At 64.1% G+C, this 18,531-nt stretch carries 16 protein-coding genes and 1 pseudogene; 12 read left to right on the forward strand and 5 right to left on the reverse strand.

Going from position 1 to position 18,531, the window contains the following annotated elements; genetic code table 11:
• The first annotated feature begins 164 nt into the window (after nt 1–164).
• From urtA to ACVWYP_RS20315, 7 genes are all read left to right on the forward strand, one after another.
• The gene (urtA, locus tag ACVWYP_RS20285; protein ID WP_304499554.1) at nt 165–1,427 is read left to right on the forward strand and encodes an urea ABC transporter substrate-binding protein; all 1,263 of its coding nucleotides are present in this window, start codon (nt 165–167) and stop codon (nt 1,425–1,427) included.
• A 168-nt stretch (nt 1,428–1,595) separates the two neighbouring features.
• Entirely contained in the window at nt 1,596–2,522 is a 927-nt protein-coding gene (urtB, locus tag ACVWYP_RS20290) for an urea ABC transporter permease subunit UrtB (RefSeq protein ID WP_304499555.1), read from the forward strand.
• A gap of 17 nt (nt 2,523–2,539) precedes the next feature.
• Nucleotides 2,540–3,676, forward strand: coding sequence for an urea ABC transporter permease subunit UrtC (urtC, locus tag ACVWYP_RS20295; RefSeq protein ID WP_304499556.1), 1,137 nt, complete (start codon nt 2,540–2,542; stop codon nt 3,674–3,676).
• A 12-nt stretch (nt 3,677–3,688) separates the two neighbouring features.
• Nucleotides 3,689–4,444, forward strand: coding sequence for an urea ABC transporter ATP-binding protein UrtD (gene urtD / locus ACVWYP_RS20300; RefSeq protein ID WP_304499557.1), 756 nt, complete (start codon nt 3,689–3,691; stop codon nt 4,442–4,444).
• Nucleotides 4,445–4,456: 12 nt separating this feature from the next.
• Nucleotides 4,457–5,146 (forward strand): urea ABC transporter ATP-binding subunit UrtE, encoded by a 690-nt coding sequence (urtE, locus tag ACVWYP_RS20305; RefSeq protein ID WP_304499558.1) that lies wholly within the window; start codon nt 4,457–4,459, stop codon nt 5,144–5,146.
• A gap of 28 nt (nt 5,147–5,174) precedes the next feature.
• Nucleotides 5,175–6,404, forward strand: a complete 1,230-nt coding sequence (gene fmdA / locus ACVWYP_RS20310; RefSeq protein WP_050386953.1) for a formamidase — start codon at nt 5,175–5,177, stop codon at nt 6,402–6,404.
• A gap of 101 nt (nt 6,405–6,505) precedes the next feature.
• Nucleotides 6,506–6,856 carry an FmdB family zinc ribbon protein gene (locus ACVWYP_RS20315; protein ID WP_166203954.1) on the forward strand — a complete coding sequence of 117 codons (351 nt, stop codon included), beginning with the start codon at nt 6,506–6,508 and terminating at the stop codon, nt 6,854–6,856.
• 118 nt (nt 6,857–6,974) lie between these two features.
• On the opposite strand, the gene ACVWYP_RS20320 is transcribed toward ACVWYP_RS20315, so the two are convergent.
• The 5 genes and pseudogenes from ACVWYP_RS20320 to ACVWYP_RS20340 all read right to left on the reverse strand — a co-directional run bounded on the left by ACVWYP_RS20320 (nt 6,975) and on the right by ACVWYP_RS20340 (nt 11,781).
• Nucleotides 6,975–7,760, reverse strand: a complete 786-nt coding sequence (locus ACVWYP_RS20320) for an ABC transporter ATP-binding protein (protein WP_304499559.1) — start codon at nt 7,758–7,760, stop codon at nt 6,975–6,977.
• Entirely contained in the window at nt 7,757–8,530 is a 774-nt protein-coding gene (locus tag ACVWYP_RS20325) for an ABC transporter permease (protein ID WP_212054984.1), read from the reverse strand. Before ACVWYP_RS20325 ends, ACVWYP_RS20320 begins: the two co-directional genes overlap by 4 nt.
• 78 nt (nt 8,531–8,608) lie before the next feature.
• A complete protein-coding gene (locus tag ACVWYP_RS20330) occupies nt 8,609–9,553 on the reverse strand; it encodes an ABC transporter substrate-binding protein (RefSeq protein WP_304499560.1) in 945 nt (314 codons plus the stop codon).
• Nucleotides 9,554–9,687: 134 nt separating this feature from the next.
• The gene (gene hutC / locus ACVWYP_RS20335; RefSeq protein WP_304499561.1) at nt 9,688–10,425 is read right to left on the reverse strand and encodes a histidine utilization repressor; all 738 of its coding nucleotides are present in this window, start codon (nt 10,423–10,425) and stop codon (nt 9,688–9,690) included.
• Nucleotides 10,422–11,781, reverse strand: a pseudogene (locus ACVWYP_RS20340) (formimidoylglutamate deiminase). The gene hutC and the pseudogene ACVWYP_RS20340 overlap by 4 nt, the downstream one beginning before the upstream one ends.
• Before the next feature lie 85 nt (nt 11,782–11,866).
• Here ACVWYP_RS20340 and hutI point away from each other — a divergent pair.
• From hutI to ACVWYP_RS20365, 5 genes are all read left to right on the forward strand, one after another.
• Nucleotides 11,867–13,081 carry an imidazolonepropionase gene (gene hutI, locus ACVWYP_RS20345; RefSeq protein ID WP_304499563.1) on the forward strand — a complete coding sequence of 405 codons (1,215 nt, stop codon included), beginning with the start codon at nt 11,867–11,869 and terminating at the stop codon, nt 13,079–13,081.
• A complete protein-coding gene (hutH, locus tag ACVWYP_RS20350) occupies nt 13,078–14,637 on the forward strand; it encodes a histidine ammonia-lyase (protein ID WP_304499564.1) in 1,560 nt (519 codons plus the stop codon). The genes hutI and hutH overlap by 4 nt, the downstream gene beginning before the upstream one ends.
• A gap of 42 nt (nt 14,638–14,679) precedes the next feature.
• Complete coding sequence (gene hutU, locus ACVWYP_RS20355; RefSeq protein ID WP_028345140.1) at nt 14,680–16,347, forward strand: urocanate hydratase; 1,668 nt, start codon at nt 14,680–14,682, stop codon at nt 16,345–16,347.
• Nucleotides 16,348–16,721: 374 nt separating this feature from the next.
• Nucleotides 16,722–17,876: a transporter substrate-binding domain-containing protein gene (locus tag ACVWYP_RS20360; RefSeq protein WP_035634392.1), complete on the forward strand. Its 1,155-nt coding sequence runs from the start codon at nt 16,722–16,724 to the stop codon at nt 17,874–17,876.
• A complete protein-coding gene (locus tag ACVWYP_RS20365; protein ID WP_016845707.1) occupies nt 17,873–18,514 on the forward strand; it encodes an ANTAR domain-containing response regulator in 642 nt (213 codons plus the stop codon). The genes ACVWYP_RS20360 and ACVWYP_RS20365 overlap by 4 nt, the downstream gene beginning before the upstream one ends.
• Nucleotides 18,515–18,531: the final 17 nt, after the last annotated feature.

The following is an 18,531-nucleotide window of genomic DNA, read 5'->3' on the forward strand; positions in this document are numbered from 1 at the left end:
TTCAACTCCTGGTCCACGATGCGCTGATCGCGGGCAAATCCCGTACCAAAAACCTACGTCGCTATTTTGCGGTGCAGTATACGCGATCTCACGTATCAGTGCGCTGCACAAAAGTGAGCAATCCTAGCCTCATCAATAAGCGTTCTCGAACCAATGGGGTGCTCATGTCAGACGATACAAAACCAGGACTGCCGTCTCCGCTCCGCCGCAAGCTCTTGATGGGAATGGCCGCTTTGCCGGCCATGTCGATGCTGGGCCGTCCCGCATTTGCCGACGTTCCCGCAACCTCTGCGGTCAACACCACGGGTCTTGCAGTCACCGATAGCGAGGTCACGGTCGGCATCCTGCATTCGGTGACCGGTACCATGGCGATCTCCGAGACCGGGTCGGTCGAGGCCGAGAAGCTCGCGATCGAGCAGATCAACGCCGCCGGCGGCGTGCTCGGCCGCAAGATCAAGTTCATCCAGGAAGACGGCGCCAGCGACTGGCCGACCTTCGCGGAAAAGGCCAAGAAGCTGCTGGTCAACGACAAATGCGCGGCGGTGATGGGCTGCTGGACCTCGGCCTCGCGCAAGGCGGTGCTGCCGGTGTTCGAGCAGTACAACGGCATGCTGTATTACCCGACCTTCTATGAAGGCCTCGAGCAGTCCAAGAATGTCATCTACACCGGCCAGGAGGCGACCCAGCAGATCATTGCCGGTCTCGACTGGGTCAACAAGACCAAGGGCGCCAAGAGCTTCTACCTGCTCGGCTCGGACTACATCTGGCCGCGCACCTCGAACAAGATCGCGCGCAAGCACATCGAGAACCATCTGCAAGGCTGCAAGGTGGTCGGCGAGGAATACTTCCCGCTCGGCTCGACCCAGTTCAATTCGGTCATCAACAAGATCAAGCTGACCAAGCCGGACGTGATCTACGCGATCATCGTCGGCGGCTCCAACGTCGCATTCTACAAGCAGCTCAAGGCGGCCGGCATCGACCTGTCCAAGCAGACGCTGCTCACGATCTCGGTCACCGAGGACGAGATCGACGGTATCGGCGGCGAGAACATCGCCGGCGCCTATGCCTGCATGAAGTACTTCCAGTCGCTCGACAATCCGAACAACAAGGCCTTCGTGCCCGCCTTCAAGAAGATGTGGGGCGAGAAGACCGTGATCGGAGACGTCACCCAGGCTGCCTATCTCGGTCCGTGGCTGTGGAAGTTGACGGTGGAGAAGGCCGGCTCCTTCGACATCGACAAGATCGCGGCGGCGTCGCCCGGCGTCGAGTTCAAGGGCGCGCCGGAAGGTTACGTCCGGATCCACGAGAACCATCACCTGTGGTCGAAGACCCGGGTCGGGCGCGCCAAGGCCGATGGACAGTATGAGCTGATCTACGAGACCGCCGATCTCGTCGAGCCGAATCCGTTCCCCAAGGGTTACCAGTGAGCCAGTAGCCCGCATGAGCGGAGCGATGTGCGGGACCGTCCCAGGTATCGCTACCGCTCACCCGGGCTACGAAGCTCCACAACGCATCGCGGCGTGGACGTCGTCGTCCGCGCCGCGGAACGAGCGTCGCTTGACCGGCGGCGCGTGCCCCTTGGACTGGAGGACATCATGTTCGGCGACTATTCGATCAGCGATCTCGGCGCCATCCTTGCGATGCAGGGATTTGCCGGGCTCATCCTGTTCTCCGTCTATGTTCTGATGGCGCTGGGGCTTGCCATCATCTTCGGCCAGATGGGCGTCATCAACATGGCCCATGGCGAGTTCATGATCCTCGGCGCCTACGTCACCTGGATGACGTCGAACGCCGTGCAGCATGCCGCGCCCTGGCTGTTCCCCGGTTACTTCTTCATCGCGATGATCCTGGCTTTCATCGCCTCCGGCGCGCTCGGCATGCTGGTCGAATGGGCGCTGATACGCCATCTCTACAAGCGTCCGCTCGACACGCTGCTGGCGACCTGGGGCCTCAGCCTGATCTTGCAACAGGCCTATCGCTCGATCTTCGGCGCGCGCGAGGTCGGCGTCGAACTGCCGGAATGGATGATGGGCTCCTGGCAGGCGACCGACTCCATTCAGATCCCGATCAACGGCATGTTCGTGATGGCGCTGACCATCCTGATCACGATCGCGGTCGCCTACGTGCTGTTCTGGTCGAGCTGGGGCAAGCAGGTACGCGCCGTGGTGCAGAACCGCGTGATGGCGGGCGCCGTCGGCATCAATACCGAGAAGGTCGATCGTTACACTTTTGGCCTGGGTTGCGGCATCGCCGGGATCGCCGGCTCTGCCTTCACCATGATCGGCTCGACCGGACCGACTGCCGGCCAGCTCTACATCGTCGACACCTTCCTGGTCGTCGTGTTCGGCGGCGCCGCTTCGCTGTTCGGCACCATCGCCTCCGCCTTCTCGATCTCGCAGACCCAATCGACGCTGGAATTCTTCCTGTCGGGATCGATGGCCAAGGTGATCACGCTGCTGACGATCGTCGCGATCCTGATGGTGCGTCCGCAGGGGCTCTTCGCGCTCAAGGTCCGCAAATAAGAACAAGCAGGCTGGTCATGATCATCAACTCGCGCTTTTTCAATCGCTCCGAACTGCTCGGCTTCCTTGCGCTCGCGGTACTGCTGTTTCTCATCCTGCCGCTATCGCTCGATATCTTCCGCCTCAACCTGGTCGCCAAATATTTGACCTATGCCTTCGTCGGGATCGGCCTCGTGCTGTGCTGGGGCTATGGCGGCATCCTGAGCCTCGGGCAGGGCGTGTTCTTCGGCCTCGGCGGCTACTGCATGGCGATGTACCTCAAGCTCGAGGCGTCTTCAGTTGCGAACACCAAGATCCAGTCGACGCCGGGTATCCCCGATTTCATGGACTGGAACCAGCTCACCTCGCTGCCCTTCTTCTGGAAGCCATTTCACAGTTTCCCGGTGGCGCTGATCGCGATCATTCTGGTGCCGGCGATCTTCTCCTTCATCATCGGCGCTGCGATGTTCAAGCGTCGGGTCGGTGGCGTCTACTTCGCGATCATCACGCAGGCGATCGCCGCGATCATGACCATCCTGATCGTGGGCCAGCAGGGCTACACAGGCGGCATCAACGGGATCACCGATCTGCGAACGCTGCACGGCTGGGATATCCGGACCGATCACGCCAAGTACATCCTCTATTTCGTGGAGGTGGTATTGTTGTTCGGCTGCATCTGCGCCGCGCAGTTCATCCGCCTGACAAAACTCGGGCGCATCCTGGTGGCGATGAGAGAGCAGGAGGATCGCGTGCGTTTCTCCGGTTACAGCGTCGCCAACTTCAAGATCTTCGCGTTCTGCGCCGCGGCGGTGTTCGCTGCGATCGGCGGCGCCATGTTCACGCTCGAGGTCGGCTTCATGTCGCCGTCCTTCGTCGGCATCGTGCCGTCGATCGAAATGGTGATCTACACCGCGGTCGGCGGCCGGATGTCGATCTTCGGCGCAGTCTGGGGTGCGCTGCTGGTCAATTTCGCCAAGACCAGCCTCTCGGAGTCCTTTCCCCAGCTCTGGCTGTTCGGTCTCGGCGCGCTGTTCATCGCGGTCGTGCTCGCTTTCCCGAACGGGCTCTCCGGCATCTGGGTTGACCACGTCCAGCCGCGCATCGATCGCCTGTTGGCATCACGCAAATCGAAATCGGCGGCCGGCCTGATCGCCGACGGCGCACCGGCCGAGTGAGGAGGGATCATCATGCTCGTCGGCCATCAGCCCAAGGACTTCCTGCTCGCGGTCTCCGGTCTCACCGTCTCCTTTGACGGCTTCAAGGCCGTGAACGATCTCTCCTTCTATGTCGAGGAGAACGAGATCCGCGTCATCATCGGCCCGAACGGCGCCGGCAAGACCACGGTGCTCGACCTGATCTGCGGCAAGACAAGGGCGACGTCAGGCTCGATCCAGTTCCGCGGCCAGGAGCTGACCAGGTTGCGCGAGAACGAGATCGTGCAGGCTGGGGTAGGGCGCAAGTTCCAGACGCCGTCGGTGTTCGAGGATCTCACCGTGTTCGAGAACCTCGAGATTTCCTTTCCGCGCGGCCGCACCGTGTTTGGCTCGCTGACCTTCCAGCGCGACGACACCGTCAAGCAGCGGGTCGAGGAGGTCGCCGAGATGATCTTCCTGAAGGACAAGCTCAATACCTTTGCCGACCAGCTCAGCCACGGCCAGAAGCAGTGGCTCGAGATCGGCATGCTGCTGATCCAGGATCCGGACCTCTTGATGCTCGACGAGCCGGTCGCCGGCATGAGCGTGTCCGAGCGCGCCAAGACCGCCGAGCTGCTCAACCGCATCATCAAGGACCGTTCGGTGCTGGTGATCGAGCACGACATGAAGTTCGTCGAGGACATCGCGCACAAGGTCATCGTGCTGCACCAGGGACAGATCCTGTCCGAGGGGACGATGGAGCACGTCAAGAACGATCCGAAAGTCATCGAAGTGTATTTGGGCCACTGAGGAACTGGGACGATGCTGGCAATCAATGATCTTCACGTTGCCTATGGCCAGAGCGAGGTGCTGCACGGCCTCAACGTCTCGGTCGCGCCCAACGAGATCGTCGCGATCATGGGCCGCAACGGCATGGGCAAGACCACGCTGATGAAGTCGCTGATGGGCATCCTGCCGGCCAAGAGCGGCAAGGTGACCATGGACGGCACCGAGCTCGGCGCGATGAAGAGCTACGAGCGGGTGGCGAAGGGCCTCGCCTACGTCCCACAGGGCCGCATGATCTTCTCCACCATGACTGTCAAGGAGAACATCGAGACCGGCCTCGTGGTGTCAGGTGGCTCCGAGGTGCCCGGCGATATCTACGAACTGTTTCCGGTGCTGCTCGAGATGAAGGGCCGCCGCGGCGGCAATCTCTCGGGCGGACAACAGCAGCAGCTCGCGATCGCCCGCGCGCTGGCGACCAAGCCCAAGGTGCTGCTGCTCGACGAGCCGACCGAAGGCATCCAGCCGTCGATCATCAAGGACATGGCGCGCACCCTGAAGCGGATCCGCGATCAGCGGGGATTGTCGATCGTCGTCTCCGAGCAGGTCTTGAGCTTCGCGCTCGACATCGCCGACCGCGTGCTCGTCATCGAGAACGGCGAGATCGTCCGCGACGATCCGCGCGCCAGCGTCGATGCCGCGCAGATCTCGAAATATCTGTCTGTGTAACCACCAGTAACCGAAGGGGAGCAATGCGATGCCAGATACACTGATCAAGGTCGATCTCAGCAAGTCGGCCTATGAAAACGACAAGATCCATAACCGCTGGCATCCGGAGGTTCCGATCGTCGAGTGGGTCAGCCCCGGCGACGATTTCATCATCGAGACCGTCGACTGGACCGGCGGCTTCATCAAGAACAACGATTCCGCCGACGACGTGCGCGACATCGATCTGTCGATCGTGCACTTCCTGTCCGGGCCGATCGGCGTCAAGGGCGCTGAGCCCGGCGACCTCCTCGTCGTCGACCTGCTTGACGTTGGTCCGTTGAAGGAGAGCCTGTGGGGCTTCAACGGCTTCTTCTCCAAGCAGAATGGCGGCGGCTTCCTTACCGACCATTTCCCGCTGGCGCAGAAGTCGATCTGGGACATCAAGGGCCTCTACACCTCGTCGCGCCACGTCCCCGGCGTCAACTTCGCCGGCCTGATCCATCCCGGCCTGATCGGCTGTCTGCCCGATGCCAAGATGCTGGCGGCCTGGAACAAGCGCGAGGCCGAGCTGATCGCGACCAACCCGACCCGGGTGCCGGGCCTCGCCAATCCGCCGTTCGCGCCGACCGCCCATGCCGGCCAGGCCAAGGGCGACGTCAAGGCGAAGATCGGCCTCGAGGGCGCGCGCACCGTGCCGCCGCGCGAGCATGGCGGCAATTGCGACATCAAGGATCTGTCGCGCGGCTCGAAGATCTATTTCCCGGTCTATGTGCCGGGCGGCGGGCTCTCGATGGGCGATCTGCATTTCAGCCAGGGCGACGGCGAGATCACCTTCTGCGGCGCCATCGAAATGGCCGGCTGGCTGCACATCAAGGTCGATGTCATCAAGGACGGCGTCTCGAAATACGGTATCAAGAACCCCGTGTTCAAGCCGTCCCCGATCACGCCGAACTACAAGGACTATCTGATCTTCGAGGGTATCTCGGTCGACGAGGCCGGCAAGCAGCATTATCTCGACGTCCACATCGCCTATCGCCAGGCCTGCCTGAACGCGATCGAGTATCTGAAGAAGTTCGGCTATTCCGGCGCCCAGGCCTATTCGATCCTCGGCACCGCGCCGTGCCAGGGCCACATCTCCGGCGTGGTCGACGTGCCCAATGCCTGCGCCACGCTGTGGCTGCCGACGGAGATCTTCGACTTCGACGTGATGCCGTCGTCGGCGGGACCGATCAAGCACATCAAGGGCGACGTGCAGATGCCGATCTCGCCCGACAAGTGATCCTTTAGGCGATCCCTGCGCGAAGGGTGCGGGACGGCTGCGTATTGGCCGCCCCGCACCCGCCGCCAGACGTCACATACGACTGCGCAAGGATTAAGGAAATGCCGATCTACGAATATCTCTGCAACGATTGTGGTCCTTTCACCGACATGCGGCCGATGGCGGAATGCGACCTGCCGCAGGACTGCCCGCAATGCGAGACGACGTCGCCGCGCGTGATCCTGACCGCACCGGCGTTCTTCTGCATGCCCTCGGACAAGCGCAAGGCGCATGCCACCAACGAGCAGAGCCGGCACGCGCCGAAGACGCTCGACCAGTACAAGGCCGCGCATGGCCCGGGCTGCGGCTGCTGCTCGACAACGGGAAAGAAGAAGCCGGCGCGGCTGATGACCAAGACCAAGAGCGGCGCCAAGGGCTTTCCGACCGCGCGGCCCTGGATGATCAGCCACTAGAAGCGTTTTCGAGCGAAGTGGATACCGGTTCGCGTTAAGAAAACGCGTCAAACAAAAGTCTGGAGCCCGATCCCGATTCAATCGGAACGGGAAAGGCTCTAGAAAGTGTGGCTGGTCGTCAAGCTTGCTCAGCGACCTTCAGGGCCTCGGTGCGGATCTCCTCGACCAGCCGCTCCTTCAGGGCGACGAATTCAGGCGTGGTCTTGATCTTGTAGGAGCGCGGATGCGGCAGGTCGACCGCGATCTCGGCCTTGATGCGGCCGGGCCGCGCGCTCATGACGATGACGCGGCTGCCGAGGAAGATCGCTTCCTCGATGTCGTGGGTGACGAACAGCACCGTCTTCTGGTCGCGCTCCCAGATCCCGAGCAGCATCTCCTGCATCAGCGCGCGGGTCTGGTTGTCGAGCGCGCCGAACGGCTCGTCGAGCAGCAGGATCTTTGGATCGTTGGCTAGCGCGCGGGCGATCGCGGTGCGCTGCTGCATGCCGCCCGACAGCTGCTTGGGCGAGTGATTTTCGAAGCCCGATAGCCCGACCCGGCGGATGAACGCATCGGCGATCTTATGGCGCTCCGCTTGCGACACGCCGCGCTCGCGCAGGCCGAAGGCGATGTTCTCGCGCACCGTCAGCCAAGGAAACAGGGTGTAGGACTGAAACACCATACCGCGGTCGGCGCCGGGGCCGGTGACCTCGCGCCCGTCGAGCGTGACGCGCCCGCTGGTCGGCCGATCGAGCCCGGCGATGATCCGGAGCAGGGTGGACTTCCCGCAGCCGGAGGGGCCGAGAATGGTGACGAAGTCGTTGTCGCCGACATCGAGCGTGGTCGGCTCGAGCGCTCTCGTCGGCGCGTTACCGGCACGGGCGGGGAAGGTTCGCGAGACCTGATCGATCCTGAGCGCGGTCATGCGAGCTTCCACGGGAACAGCCAGGCGTTGAACGCCTTGAACAGGAAATCGGAAATCAGGCCGATCAGCCCGATCACGATGATGCCGAAGATGATCTGGCCGGTATTGAGCAGCGCCTGGCTGTCGGTGATCATGTGCCCGATGCCCGACGACGAGCCGATCAATTCGGCCACGATGACGTAGGTCCAGGCCCAGCCCAGCACCAGCCTGAGGATTTCAGCGATCTCGGGCGCGGCAGACGGCAGCAATACGCGGCGGATGATGCCGCGGTCGCGGGCGCCCAGCGTATAGGCGGCCTCCACCAGGTCGCGCCTGGTGGCACCGACGGTGACCGCCACCATCAGGATGATCTGAAACACCGCGCCGATGAAGATCACAAGCAGCTTCTGCAACTCGCCGATGCCCGCCCACAGGATCAGCAGCGGGATGAAGGCGGATGCCGGCAGATAGCGCGCAAAGGACACAAACGGCTCGAGAAAGGCCTCGATTGGCTTGTAGGCTCCCATCAGCACGCCGAGCGGCACCGCGATGATGGCAGCAAGCACAAACCCGCCGATCACGCGCCAGATCGTCATCCCGATGTCGAACAGAAAGCCTTGCTTGGCGAGCAGCTCATAGCCTTCCTGCACCATCGTCAGCGGGTTGGCGAGGAAAGTCTTCGACACATGGCCGCCGAACGTGGCCCAGGACCAGAGGGCGACGAACAGCACGAAGAAGGCGAGGCCATAGGCCACGCGCTGCTTCGATGTCGTGGGCTCGAGAGGACGCATCAATTGATCCGGGCGTATCTTATGCGCCGGTCCCGCCCGCTGTGTCGCGAGACCGGACCGGCCGAAATGGTTGCTGCGTTACTTGATGAAGCTTGCGTCGTAGATGTCCTCGACCTTCGGCGCGGCCTTGATGATGCCGACCTCGAGCAGCAACTCAGCAGCGTCCTTGTTGAAGGTGAGGAAGTCGCCGGCGAAGAATTTCTGGTTGGCGGCCTTGTCCTGCCAGCGCAGGTACCTTGCCGAGTTGCCGAACTGCTCGCCGCTCTGCTTCACGTCAGCGCCCATGATCTCGTAGGACTTGGCCTGGTCCTTGGCGATCATGTCGAGCGCCTCGAAATAGCTGTCGGCCAGCGCCTGCGCCGCCTTCGGATTGTCGCTGAGGAATTTCGGCGTGCAGCCGAAGGTGTCCATCACGATCGGATAGTCGAGCGTGGTCGCGATGATCTTGCCCTTGTCGGGAGCGGCGCGCACCGTCGACAGATAGGGCTCGTAGGTCATCGCGGCATCGTTCTGGCCGGAGACGAAAGCCTGCGCCGCGGCGGCAGGCTCCAGATTCACCACGGTGACGTCTTTCACCGTGAGGCCGTTCTTCTTCAGCATCCAGGCCAGCGCGAAATAGGGCGAGGTGCCCGGCGCCGATGCGGCGACGGTCTTGCCCTTGAGGTCCTTGATCGCGGCGACGTCGTTGCGCACGGCCATGCCGTCGGCGCCATAGCTCTTGTCGAGCTGGAAGATCTGCTTGGTCGCGACGCCGTTGGCGTTCCAGGAGATCCAGGTCTCGACCGTCGTCGCCGCGCACTGGATGTCGCCCGAGGCGATCGCGAGATGGCGGTCCTTCTGCGGGATCTTCTTCAAGGTCACGTCGAGGCCGTTCTTCTTGAAGATGCCGGCCTCCTTGGCGAGCGTCAGCGGCGCGAAGCCGGTCCATCCGGAGATGCCGACGCCGACCTTGACGTCATCCGCTGACGCGGCGGTGGACGCGAGCAACACTGCGATTGCGGGCAATAGCTTGAAGGAACGCATGATTATCGACCCCTTGAACGATGGATTGAACCCAGTTGATCTCTTCACGTCAGTCGCGGCGGATTGCCGCATGAAGCATGTCGGCGGACGATGGCCCATGATGCATTGCATGAAATATGCCGCGCAAGCTGCCCTCAGCCTCCCTTGAAGCGGGCCACCAGGCGATGCGTCTCGCCCGGATAATGCAGCCGCACCGCCGTCACCGTGCGCGCGCTGCGCCAGGTGTAGCGGTCGATCACGAGACAGGGCGCGCCGACCGCGATGTCGAGCGCCGCGGCCGTGCGATCGTCGGCGACGACGGCGCTGATCGTATGCTCGGCTTCGGTCCACGGCACGTGATGCAGCAGCCACGACCCCGGCGGCTCGCGGGCGAAGTCCGCGGTGGCAGCCTCCGGAACCGTGCAGAGATCGATCAGCCTGTCCTCGACGGCGAACGGCACATTGTCGGCGCTGTGCCGGCAGGCGATCGCGACCACCTTGCCGGCCTTGTCCATGCCGAGCCGGGCGCGATCGGCTGATGTCGCGGTACGGCGCCGGCAATCGATCAGCTGATAGCCATAGCTGCGGCCGAGCGCGGTGATCTCGGCGCGGATGTCGGCGATCTTGAGCACCGCGGACAGATGCTGTGGACGGCGCACGAAGCTGCCGGCACGGCGCCGCCGCTCGATCAAATCGGCCTGCGCCAGTTCCGACAACGCCTTGTTCACCGTCATGCGCGAGCAGCGATAGCGTGCCATCAATTGGTGCTCGAACGGGATGCGATGCCCGGGCGGCCATTCGCCGGTCAGGATCCGGGTCTCGATGTCGAGCCGGATCCGCTTGTAGAGCGTCGGCTTGCCGGCTGCATTCGGCTTGGCCTGCTCGAGACTCATGCGACGAGCCTCCGCACGCTTGCATTGAACCGCTCGCGCGCCTTGTCGCGCAGCCGGTGCCGTCCGCCCGCGACCACCTTGTCACCGCCGGCCCAGACGCAGTCGATCGCGTCGCTGCCAGTTGCAAACAGCCAGCCATCGAGAACCGCATCGCCCGACCGTCCCGCCAGCGACGGATGCGCGGTGTCGAGGCTGACGATGTCGGCGCGCGCGCCGGGCGCGAGCCTAGCCTTGGTCTGTGCCAGAGCCTGCGCGCCGCCCGCGAGCGCCTGATCGAACAGGGCGCGGCCGGTGGATGCGCCGGGACGCCCCGAGAGCACGTTGCGCTCGCGGTGCTTCAGCCGCTGGCCGTATTCGAGCTGACGCAGTTCGTCGGCGACCCCGACCAGCACGTTGGAATCGGTTCCGATGCCGAACCGGCCGCCCGCCGCGAGGAATTCGCGCGCGGGAAAAGATGCCGTCGCCGAGACTTGCTTCGGTGATGGGGCAGAGGCCGGCAACCGCGCCGCTGCGCGCGAGCGCCGTGACTTCCTGCTCCGTCATGTGGGTCGCGTGAATCAGGCACCACCGCTGATCGACGGGGGCATGTTCGAGCAGCCATTGCACCGGCCGCTGTCCCGACCAGGCGAGGCAATCTTCCACCTCGCGCACCTGTTCGGCGGCATGGATGTGGATCGGGTCCGCCTTGGCAAGCGGAATGATCGCTTCGAGCTCGTCGGGCGCTGTTGCCCGCAGGCTATGCGGAGCGATGCCGATGTTGGCGCCAGGTAGATCTCGGATTGCCTCGTGCGAGGCAGTGATCAGCGCGGCGAACTGATCGACCGAGCAAATGAAGCGGCGCTGCCCGGCATGCGGTGCGGCGCCGCCGAATGTGCTGTGGGCATAGAAGCTCGGCAGCAGCGTGAGCCCGATGCCGGAGGCGCCGGCGGCCTCTGCGATGCGCACGGCCATCTCGGCGGGATTGGCGTAGGGCGCGCCGTCGCGATCATGGTGCAGATAGTGGAACTCGCCGACGCGGGTAAAGCCGCGTTCGAGCATCTCGACATAAAGCAGGGTGGCAACGGCGGCGACGTCGTCCGGTGTCATGGTCAGCGCGAAGCGATACATCGTCTCGCGCCAGGTCCAGAACGTATCGGTCGTGTCGCCGCGCAGTTCGGCGAGGCCGGCCATGCCGCGTTGAAAGGCGTGGCTGTGCAGGCTCGCCAATCCCGGAACCGCCAGTTGGTGACGTTCGTCGCCGGCGGCAGGCGCGACGCCCGCCGTCACCGTGGCGATCGCGCCATCGGCAACGACGACCTGCACGTCATTGGCCCAGCCCGAAGGCAGCAGCGCGAATGCGAAATGCAGTCGTGTCATTTTTCCACGCCGGCTGGACAGAACCCGGACACGATTATATGTCTAGACATATAAGTCAAGCATCCCACATCGAGGGGACGATCGCATGGCAGAGCGCTTCGACCGTATCTGGCACAACGCCCGGCTCGCCACGATGCGCAGCGACCGCACCGATCTCGGCGAGATCGAGCGGGGGCTGATCGCGGCGCGCGACGGCCGCATCGTCTATGCCGGCGTGCAGTCGGATTTTCCCGTGGATGCGGACGCCGTTGAACGGATCGATTGCGCCGGCCGCTGGATCACGCCCGGACTTGTCGATTGCCACACCCATCTCGTCTTCGGCGGCAACCGCGCGCACGAGTTCGAGCTGCGCCTGAAGGGCGCAAGCTATGAGGAGATCGCGCGCGCAGGCGGCGGCATCGTCTCGACCGTCGCGGCGACGCGCAGCGCGACCGAGGCGGAGCTCGTCGCCGGCGCGCTGCCGCGGCTCGACGCGCTGATCGGCGAGGGCGCAACAACGGTCGAGATCAAGTCCGGCTATGGCCTCAATGCCGAGACCGAGATGCGGCAGCTTGCGGCGGCACGCAGCCTCGCCCGCCTGCGGCAGGTTGCGATCCGCACGTCGTTCCTCGGAGCGCATGCGCTGCCGCTGGAGTCCAATGGCGACAAGGACGGTTACATCGATCTGGTCTGCAACGAGATGCTGCCGGCCGTGGCCAAGGCCGGCCTTGCCGATGCCGTCGACGGCTTTATGGAGGGGATCGCGTTTTCCGGAGAGCAGACGGCACGGGTGTTCGAGGCGGCGCGCGCTTTGGGACTGCCCGTCAAGCTGCATGCGGATCAGCTGTCCAATCTCGGCGGCGCGGCGCTGGCCGCAAAATTTTCGGCACTCTCAGCCGATCATCTCGAGCACACCGACGAAGCTGGCGCCGTGGCGATGGCGAAGGCCGGCACCGTCGCGGTCCTGCTGCCCGGCGCGTTCTATTTCATTCGTGAGACGCACAAGCCGCCGGTCGAGCTGTTTCGTAGCCACGGAGTGAACATGGCGCTGGCGACCGATTGCAATCCGGGCAGCTCGCCGCTCACCTCGCTGCTGCTGGCGATGAACATGGGTGCAACGCTGTTCCGGATGACGGTCGCCGAATGCCTCACAGGGGTGACGCGGGAAGGCGCGCGTGCGCTCGGCATGCTCGCCGAGACCGGCACGTTAGAGGCCGGCAAGTGGTGCGATCTGGCGATCTGGGACATCGAGCGTCCGGCCGAACTGGTCTACCGCATCGGCTTCAACCCGCTGCACAGCCGGGTGTGGAGGGGGCAATGAACGATCGGGATGCGCCTGTCGTCGTGACGCCCGGAACCGTCGGCCTCGACGTCCTGGCGCGCGTGCTCGACGGCGCGCCCATCGTGCTCGATCCATCGTGCTGGCCGCGCGTCGAGGCGGCCGCGGAGATCGTGGCGAAGGCCGCGCGCATCGACATTCCCGTGTACGGCATCAATACCGGCTTCGGGAAGTTGGCATCGACGCGCATCGCGCCTGATCAAACCGCGCTGCTTCAGCGCAACCTCATCCTGTCGCATTGCTGCGGAGTTGGTCCTGCTACGACCGAGCCGATCGTGCGCCTGATGATGGCGTTGAAAGTGATTTCGCTCGGTCGCGGCGCGTCCGGCGTGCGCCGCGAGGTGATCGAGCAGTTGCAGGGCATGCTGGCGCACGGCGTCACTCCGCTGGTGCCGCAGCAGGGCTCGGTCGGTGCCTCCGGCGATCTCGCGCCGCTCGCTCATATGACCGCGGTCATGATCGGGGAGGGGCAGGCATTCCTTGATGGCAAGATCGTGCCGGGCCGCGAAGCGCTTGCGGCTGCCGGCCTCGCGCCGCTGACGCTCGGTCCCAAGGAGGGACTGGCGCTGATCAACGGCACGCAGTTTTCCACCGCCTATGCCATCTCCGGCCTGCTGCGTGCGCATCGCCTGGCGTGTGCCGCGCTGGTGACCGGTGCGTTGTCGGTCGATGCGGCGATGGCGTCGACGGTGCCGTTTCGCCCAGAGATTCAATCCTTGCGCGGCCATGATGGGCAGATCGCCGCGGCCGCTGCCTTGACCGCACTGCTCGACGGCAGCGACATCAGGCAATCGCATCTCGAAGGCGACGAGCGCGTGCAGGATCCGTATTGCCTGCGCTGCCAGCCGCAGGTCGCGGGCGCTGTGCTCGACCTGCTCGCGCAGGCTGCGCGCGGGCTGACGATTGAGGCCAATGCCGTGACGGACAACCCGCTGGTGCTGGTGGAGACCGGCGAGATCGTGTCAGGCGGCAATTTCCACGCTGAGCCGGTGGCGTTCGCCGCCGACCAGATCGCGCTGGCGCTCGCGGAGATCGGCGCGACCAGCGAGCGCCGGATCGCGACCCTCGTCGATCCCGCCTTGAACTTCGGCCTGCCGCCGTTCCTGACGCCCGAACCCGGCATCAACTCCGGGTTCATGATCGCCGAGGTGACGGCCGCGGCGCTCTATGCCGAGAACAAGCAGCGTGCATTGCCTTGCTCGATCGATTCCACGCCGACCAGTGCCAATCAGGAGGATCACGTCTCGATGGCCGCCCATGCCGCGCGCCGGCTGTCGGACATGGCCGACAATCTCGCCGCCATCCTCGGCATCGAGCTGCTGGTCGCCGCGCAGGGCATCACGCTACGCGCGCCGCATGCGACCAGCGCACCGCTCGCGGCGGTCATTGCCGCGCTGCGGCAGCACGTTCCCGCACTCGCCGCCGACCGCTACATGGCCGACGATCTCGCGCGGGCCGCTTCGCTGATCGAAGCCGACGCGTTGCCCGCCGCCGCGATCGCGGTGCTTCCGAGCGATCCATTTCCAAGACTGACTTAGAAGACTCTGACTTAGAAGACTTGCTTAGCAGGGACATCCGTCATGAACCGCCGACTGGATAACGAACGCATCATCCGTGCACCCCGCGGCACCGACATCAGCGCCAAGAGCTGGCTGACGGAAGCACCGCTGCGCATGCTGATGAACAATCTGGACCCTGATGTCGCCGAGCGCCCGAGCGAGCTCGTGGTCTATGGCGGTATCGGCCGTGCGGCGCGCGACTGGGAGAGCTTTGACCGGATTGCCGCCTCGTTGCGCACGCTCGAAGGCGACCAGACGCTGCTGGTGCAGTCCGGCAAGCCGGTCGGCATTTTCCGGACCCATGCCGACGCGCCGCGCGTCCTGATCGCGAATTCCAACCTGGTGCCGCATTGGGCGACGCTCGATCATTTCAACGAGCTCGACCGGCAGGGCCTGATGATGTTCGGCCAGATGACGGCAGGCTCATGGATCTATATCGGCAGCCAGGGGATCGTGCAGGGGACCTATGAGACGTTCGTCGAGGTCGGCCGCCGGCATTATGGCGGCAGTCTCGCCGGCAAATGGATCCTGACGGCGGGTCTCGGCGGCATGGGCGGCGCCCAGCCACTGGCCGCGACCATGGCCGGTGCCTCGATGCTCGCGGTCGAATGCCAGCCGAGCCGCATCGAGATGCGGCTACGCACGGGTTATCTCGACCGCCAGGCGACGACGCTCGATGAAGCGCTGACGATCATTGCCGAAGCGGCCAAGACCCATAGGCCGGTGTCGGTCGGCCTGCTCGGTAATGCAGCCGAGATCTTTCCCGAGCTGGTGCGCCGCGGCGTGCGGCCCGACATCGTCACCGACCAGACCAGCGCGCATGATCCGATCAACGGCTATTTGCCCAAGGGGTGGACGCTCGCCGAATGGGAGTCGCGGCGCGCGGCCGAGCCGAAGGCCGTTGAGACGGCAGCCAAGACCTCGATGGTCGATCACGTCCAGGCCATGCTGGATTTCCACGCGCAGGGAATCCCGACGCTCGATTACGGCAACAACATCCGGCAGATGGCCAAGGACATGGGCCTGAAGCAGGCGTTCGACTTTCCGGGCTTCGTTCCGGCCTATATCCGCCCGCTGTTTTGTCGCGGCGTGGGACCGTTCCGCTGGGCGGCGCTGTCGGGCGATCCCGAGGACATCTTCAGGACCGATGCCAAGGTCAAGGAGCTGATGCCCAACGACAGCCATCTGCACAACTGGCTCGACATGGCCAAGGCGCGCATCAAGTTTCAGGGGCTGCCGGCGCGAATTTGCTGGGTCGGGCTCGGCGACCGCCATCGGCTTGGCCTTGCCTTCAACGAGATGGTGGCTCGCGGCGAGCTCAAGGCGCCGATCGTGATCGGGCGCGATCATCTCGACAGCGGCTCGGTGGCGAGCCCGAACCGCGAGACCGAGGCGATGCGCGACGGCTCCGACGCGGTGTCCGACTGGCCGCTGCTCAATGCTTTGCTCAACTGCGCGAGCGGCGCCACCTGGGTGTCGCTGCATCACGGTGGCGGCGTCGGCATCGGCTATTCGCAGCACGCCGGCATGGTGATCGTCGCTGACGGCACGCCGGAGGCGGCGCGCCGGCTCGAGCGTGTGCTGTGGAACGACCCGGCGACGGGCGTCATGCGCCACGCCGACGCCGGCTATGACACGGCGATCGAATGCGCCCGCGCCAACGGGCTCGATCTGCCCAGCCTGCGCTGAGGGGACTCCTGATCGGGACTTGTTCGCGGGTTCAGCGACATCTCCCGATCGGGGCGCAGGTTAACGAGCAATCTCGTCGCAGCTCTCAACCTTCCGGTTGATGTACGCGACGTGACCGGCCGGACATGCCTTGATACGGGAAATCGGTGGTGCAGCTACCGGAGATAGGTGGCCCGTGGAGCGCTGCACCTGTGATCCGTCGCGGGTGACACATTAGTCTGCCTGCTTTCGCGTCAGCTTCGCTGACAGGATGAGCGGCCAGGGTCCTTGTCTCGCGGCAGATGGCATGCAATCTTCCGCAGCCGGCAATGCTGTTCGAGAGCAACAAGAACAATAATCCCTCTCGTCCCTCCAATTCTGTCGAGGGCCTGATCATGTCGAACCTTACCCAAACGACATCCGCTCCTTGGCGGATAGGAGTGCTGTTCTCGCGAACCGGCTTCATGTCGGTCATCGAGGAGACCCAGTATCAGGGCACGCAACTCGCGATCGAAGAGGTGAATGAAGCGGGCGGCGTCTGCGGCCGCGAGCTGGTTCCCGTTGCCTATGACCCCGGATCGGACTCGGCCGCCTATGGCCATTACGCCAAGCGGCTGATGATCGAGGATCAGGTCAGCACGATCTTCGGCTGCTACACCTCGTCGAGCCGCAAGGCGGTGCTGCCGGTGGTCGAACGCCTGAACGGTCTGCTCTGGTATCCGACGCTTTACGAAGGGTTCGAGGCGTCGCCCAACGTCATCTACACCGGCGCCTCGCCCAACCAGAACAGCCTCGCGCTGTGCCGCTATTTGATGGATACGTTCGGAACACGGTTCTATTTCGTGGGGTCGGACTACATCTATCCGCGCGAGTCCAACCGGGTGATGCGGGAGCTGCTCAAGAGCAATGGCGGCTCGGTCGTTGGCGAGCGCTATGTCAATGTCTATGCGCGCTGGCAGGATTTTGTGCCGATCATCCAGGATATCAAGCGTGTCAGGCCCGACGTGATCTTCTCGACCGTCGTTGGCGAGGGCACGGTGTTCCTCTATCAGGCCTATGCCAATGTCGGGCTCGATCCAAGACAGGTGCCGATCGCCAGCCTGACCACGACGGAAGCCGAAATCGCCGCCATGGGCTTCGACGTCGGCGAGGGACATGTCACGGCGGCATCGTACTTCCAGGGCGTCGAGGGTAGCGCCAACAATGCGTTTGTGCAGCGCTTCAAGAAGCGGTTCGGCGCCGATATCTCGACCAACATGTGCGCCGAGGCGTCGTACTTCCAGCTGCATCTGTTTGCCAAAGCGCTGGAGCAGGTCAATTCGCTCGACACTGAAGTGCTCCGCTCGATGGTGTTCGGCACCAGCTTTGATGCACCGCAAGGTGCGGTCACCGTCAACCCGATGTCGGGTCATACCGACCTCTGGACCCGCATCGGGCGCGCCAACCGCCAAGGGCAGTTCGATGTCGTCAGCCAGTCGAAGGAGCCGGTGCATGCGGATCCGTTCCTGATCGGATATGGTCGTGCAACGCAAACAGGAACCGTCCAATGAACGAAATGTCGCGTAAGCCGTCGCTGAGCCGAGACGTCGGCGGACGCAAGACCATGGTTCAGGAACTTGCCGATCTGTCGGCGGTGGTGGTCGCGCCGGTCGACGATCAGGTCGGCATGTTGCTGCGCGAGTTGCAGCGGTTCCGGATGCGGGTGCGGCAGGTCTGGCCGATGCCGGAGAGCGTGCCGGCCGATGCCGACGTAGTGTACTGCGAATATTCTCCTGACCTGGCGCGGCGCCTGCCGTGGATTCCCGGCGATGCGCGCTCGGCGCTGGTTGTGATCCTGCCGGCGACGGAAACCGTTCACGCCGATGCGCTGTGTCATGCGACGCCGAACGCCGTTCTGCCGCGGCCGTTCACGCAGAATGCAGTGCTGTCCAGCCTCGTGCTGGCGCGCAGTCAATTTGGTTATGAACGGCGGCTTCGCAGCAAGATCGAGAAGCTCGACGACAATCTGCGCTCGATGCGCACGGTGGAGCGCGCCAAGGCGATCCTGATGGCGACGCGGCAGATGCCGGAAACCGAGGCCTATGGCTTCATCAGACGACAGGCGATGGATCGTCGCGTGTCGGCAAGTGCAGTCGCCGCGGCGATTGTTGACTCGTTCGAACTGCTTGGCTACGATCATCAACAGTAAGCCCCAATAGCGGGGCC

The sequence above is a fragment of the Bradyrhizobium sp. USDA 3262 genome (assembly GCF_054060035.1).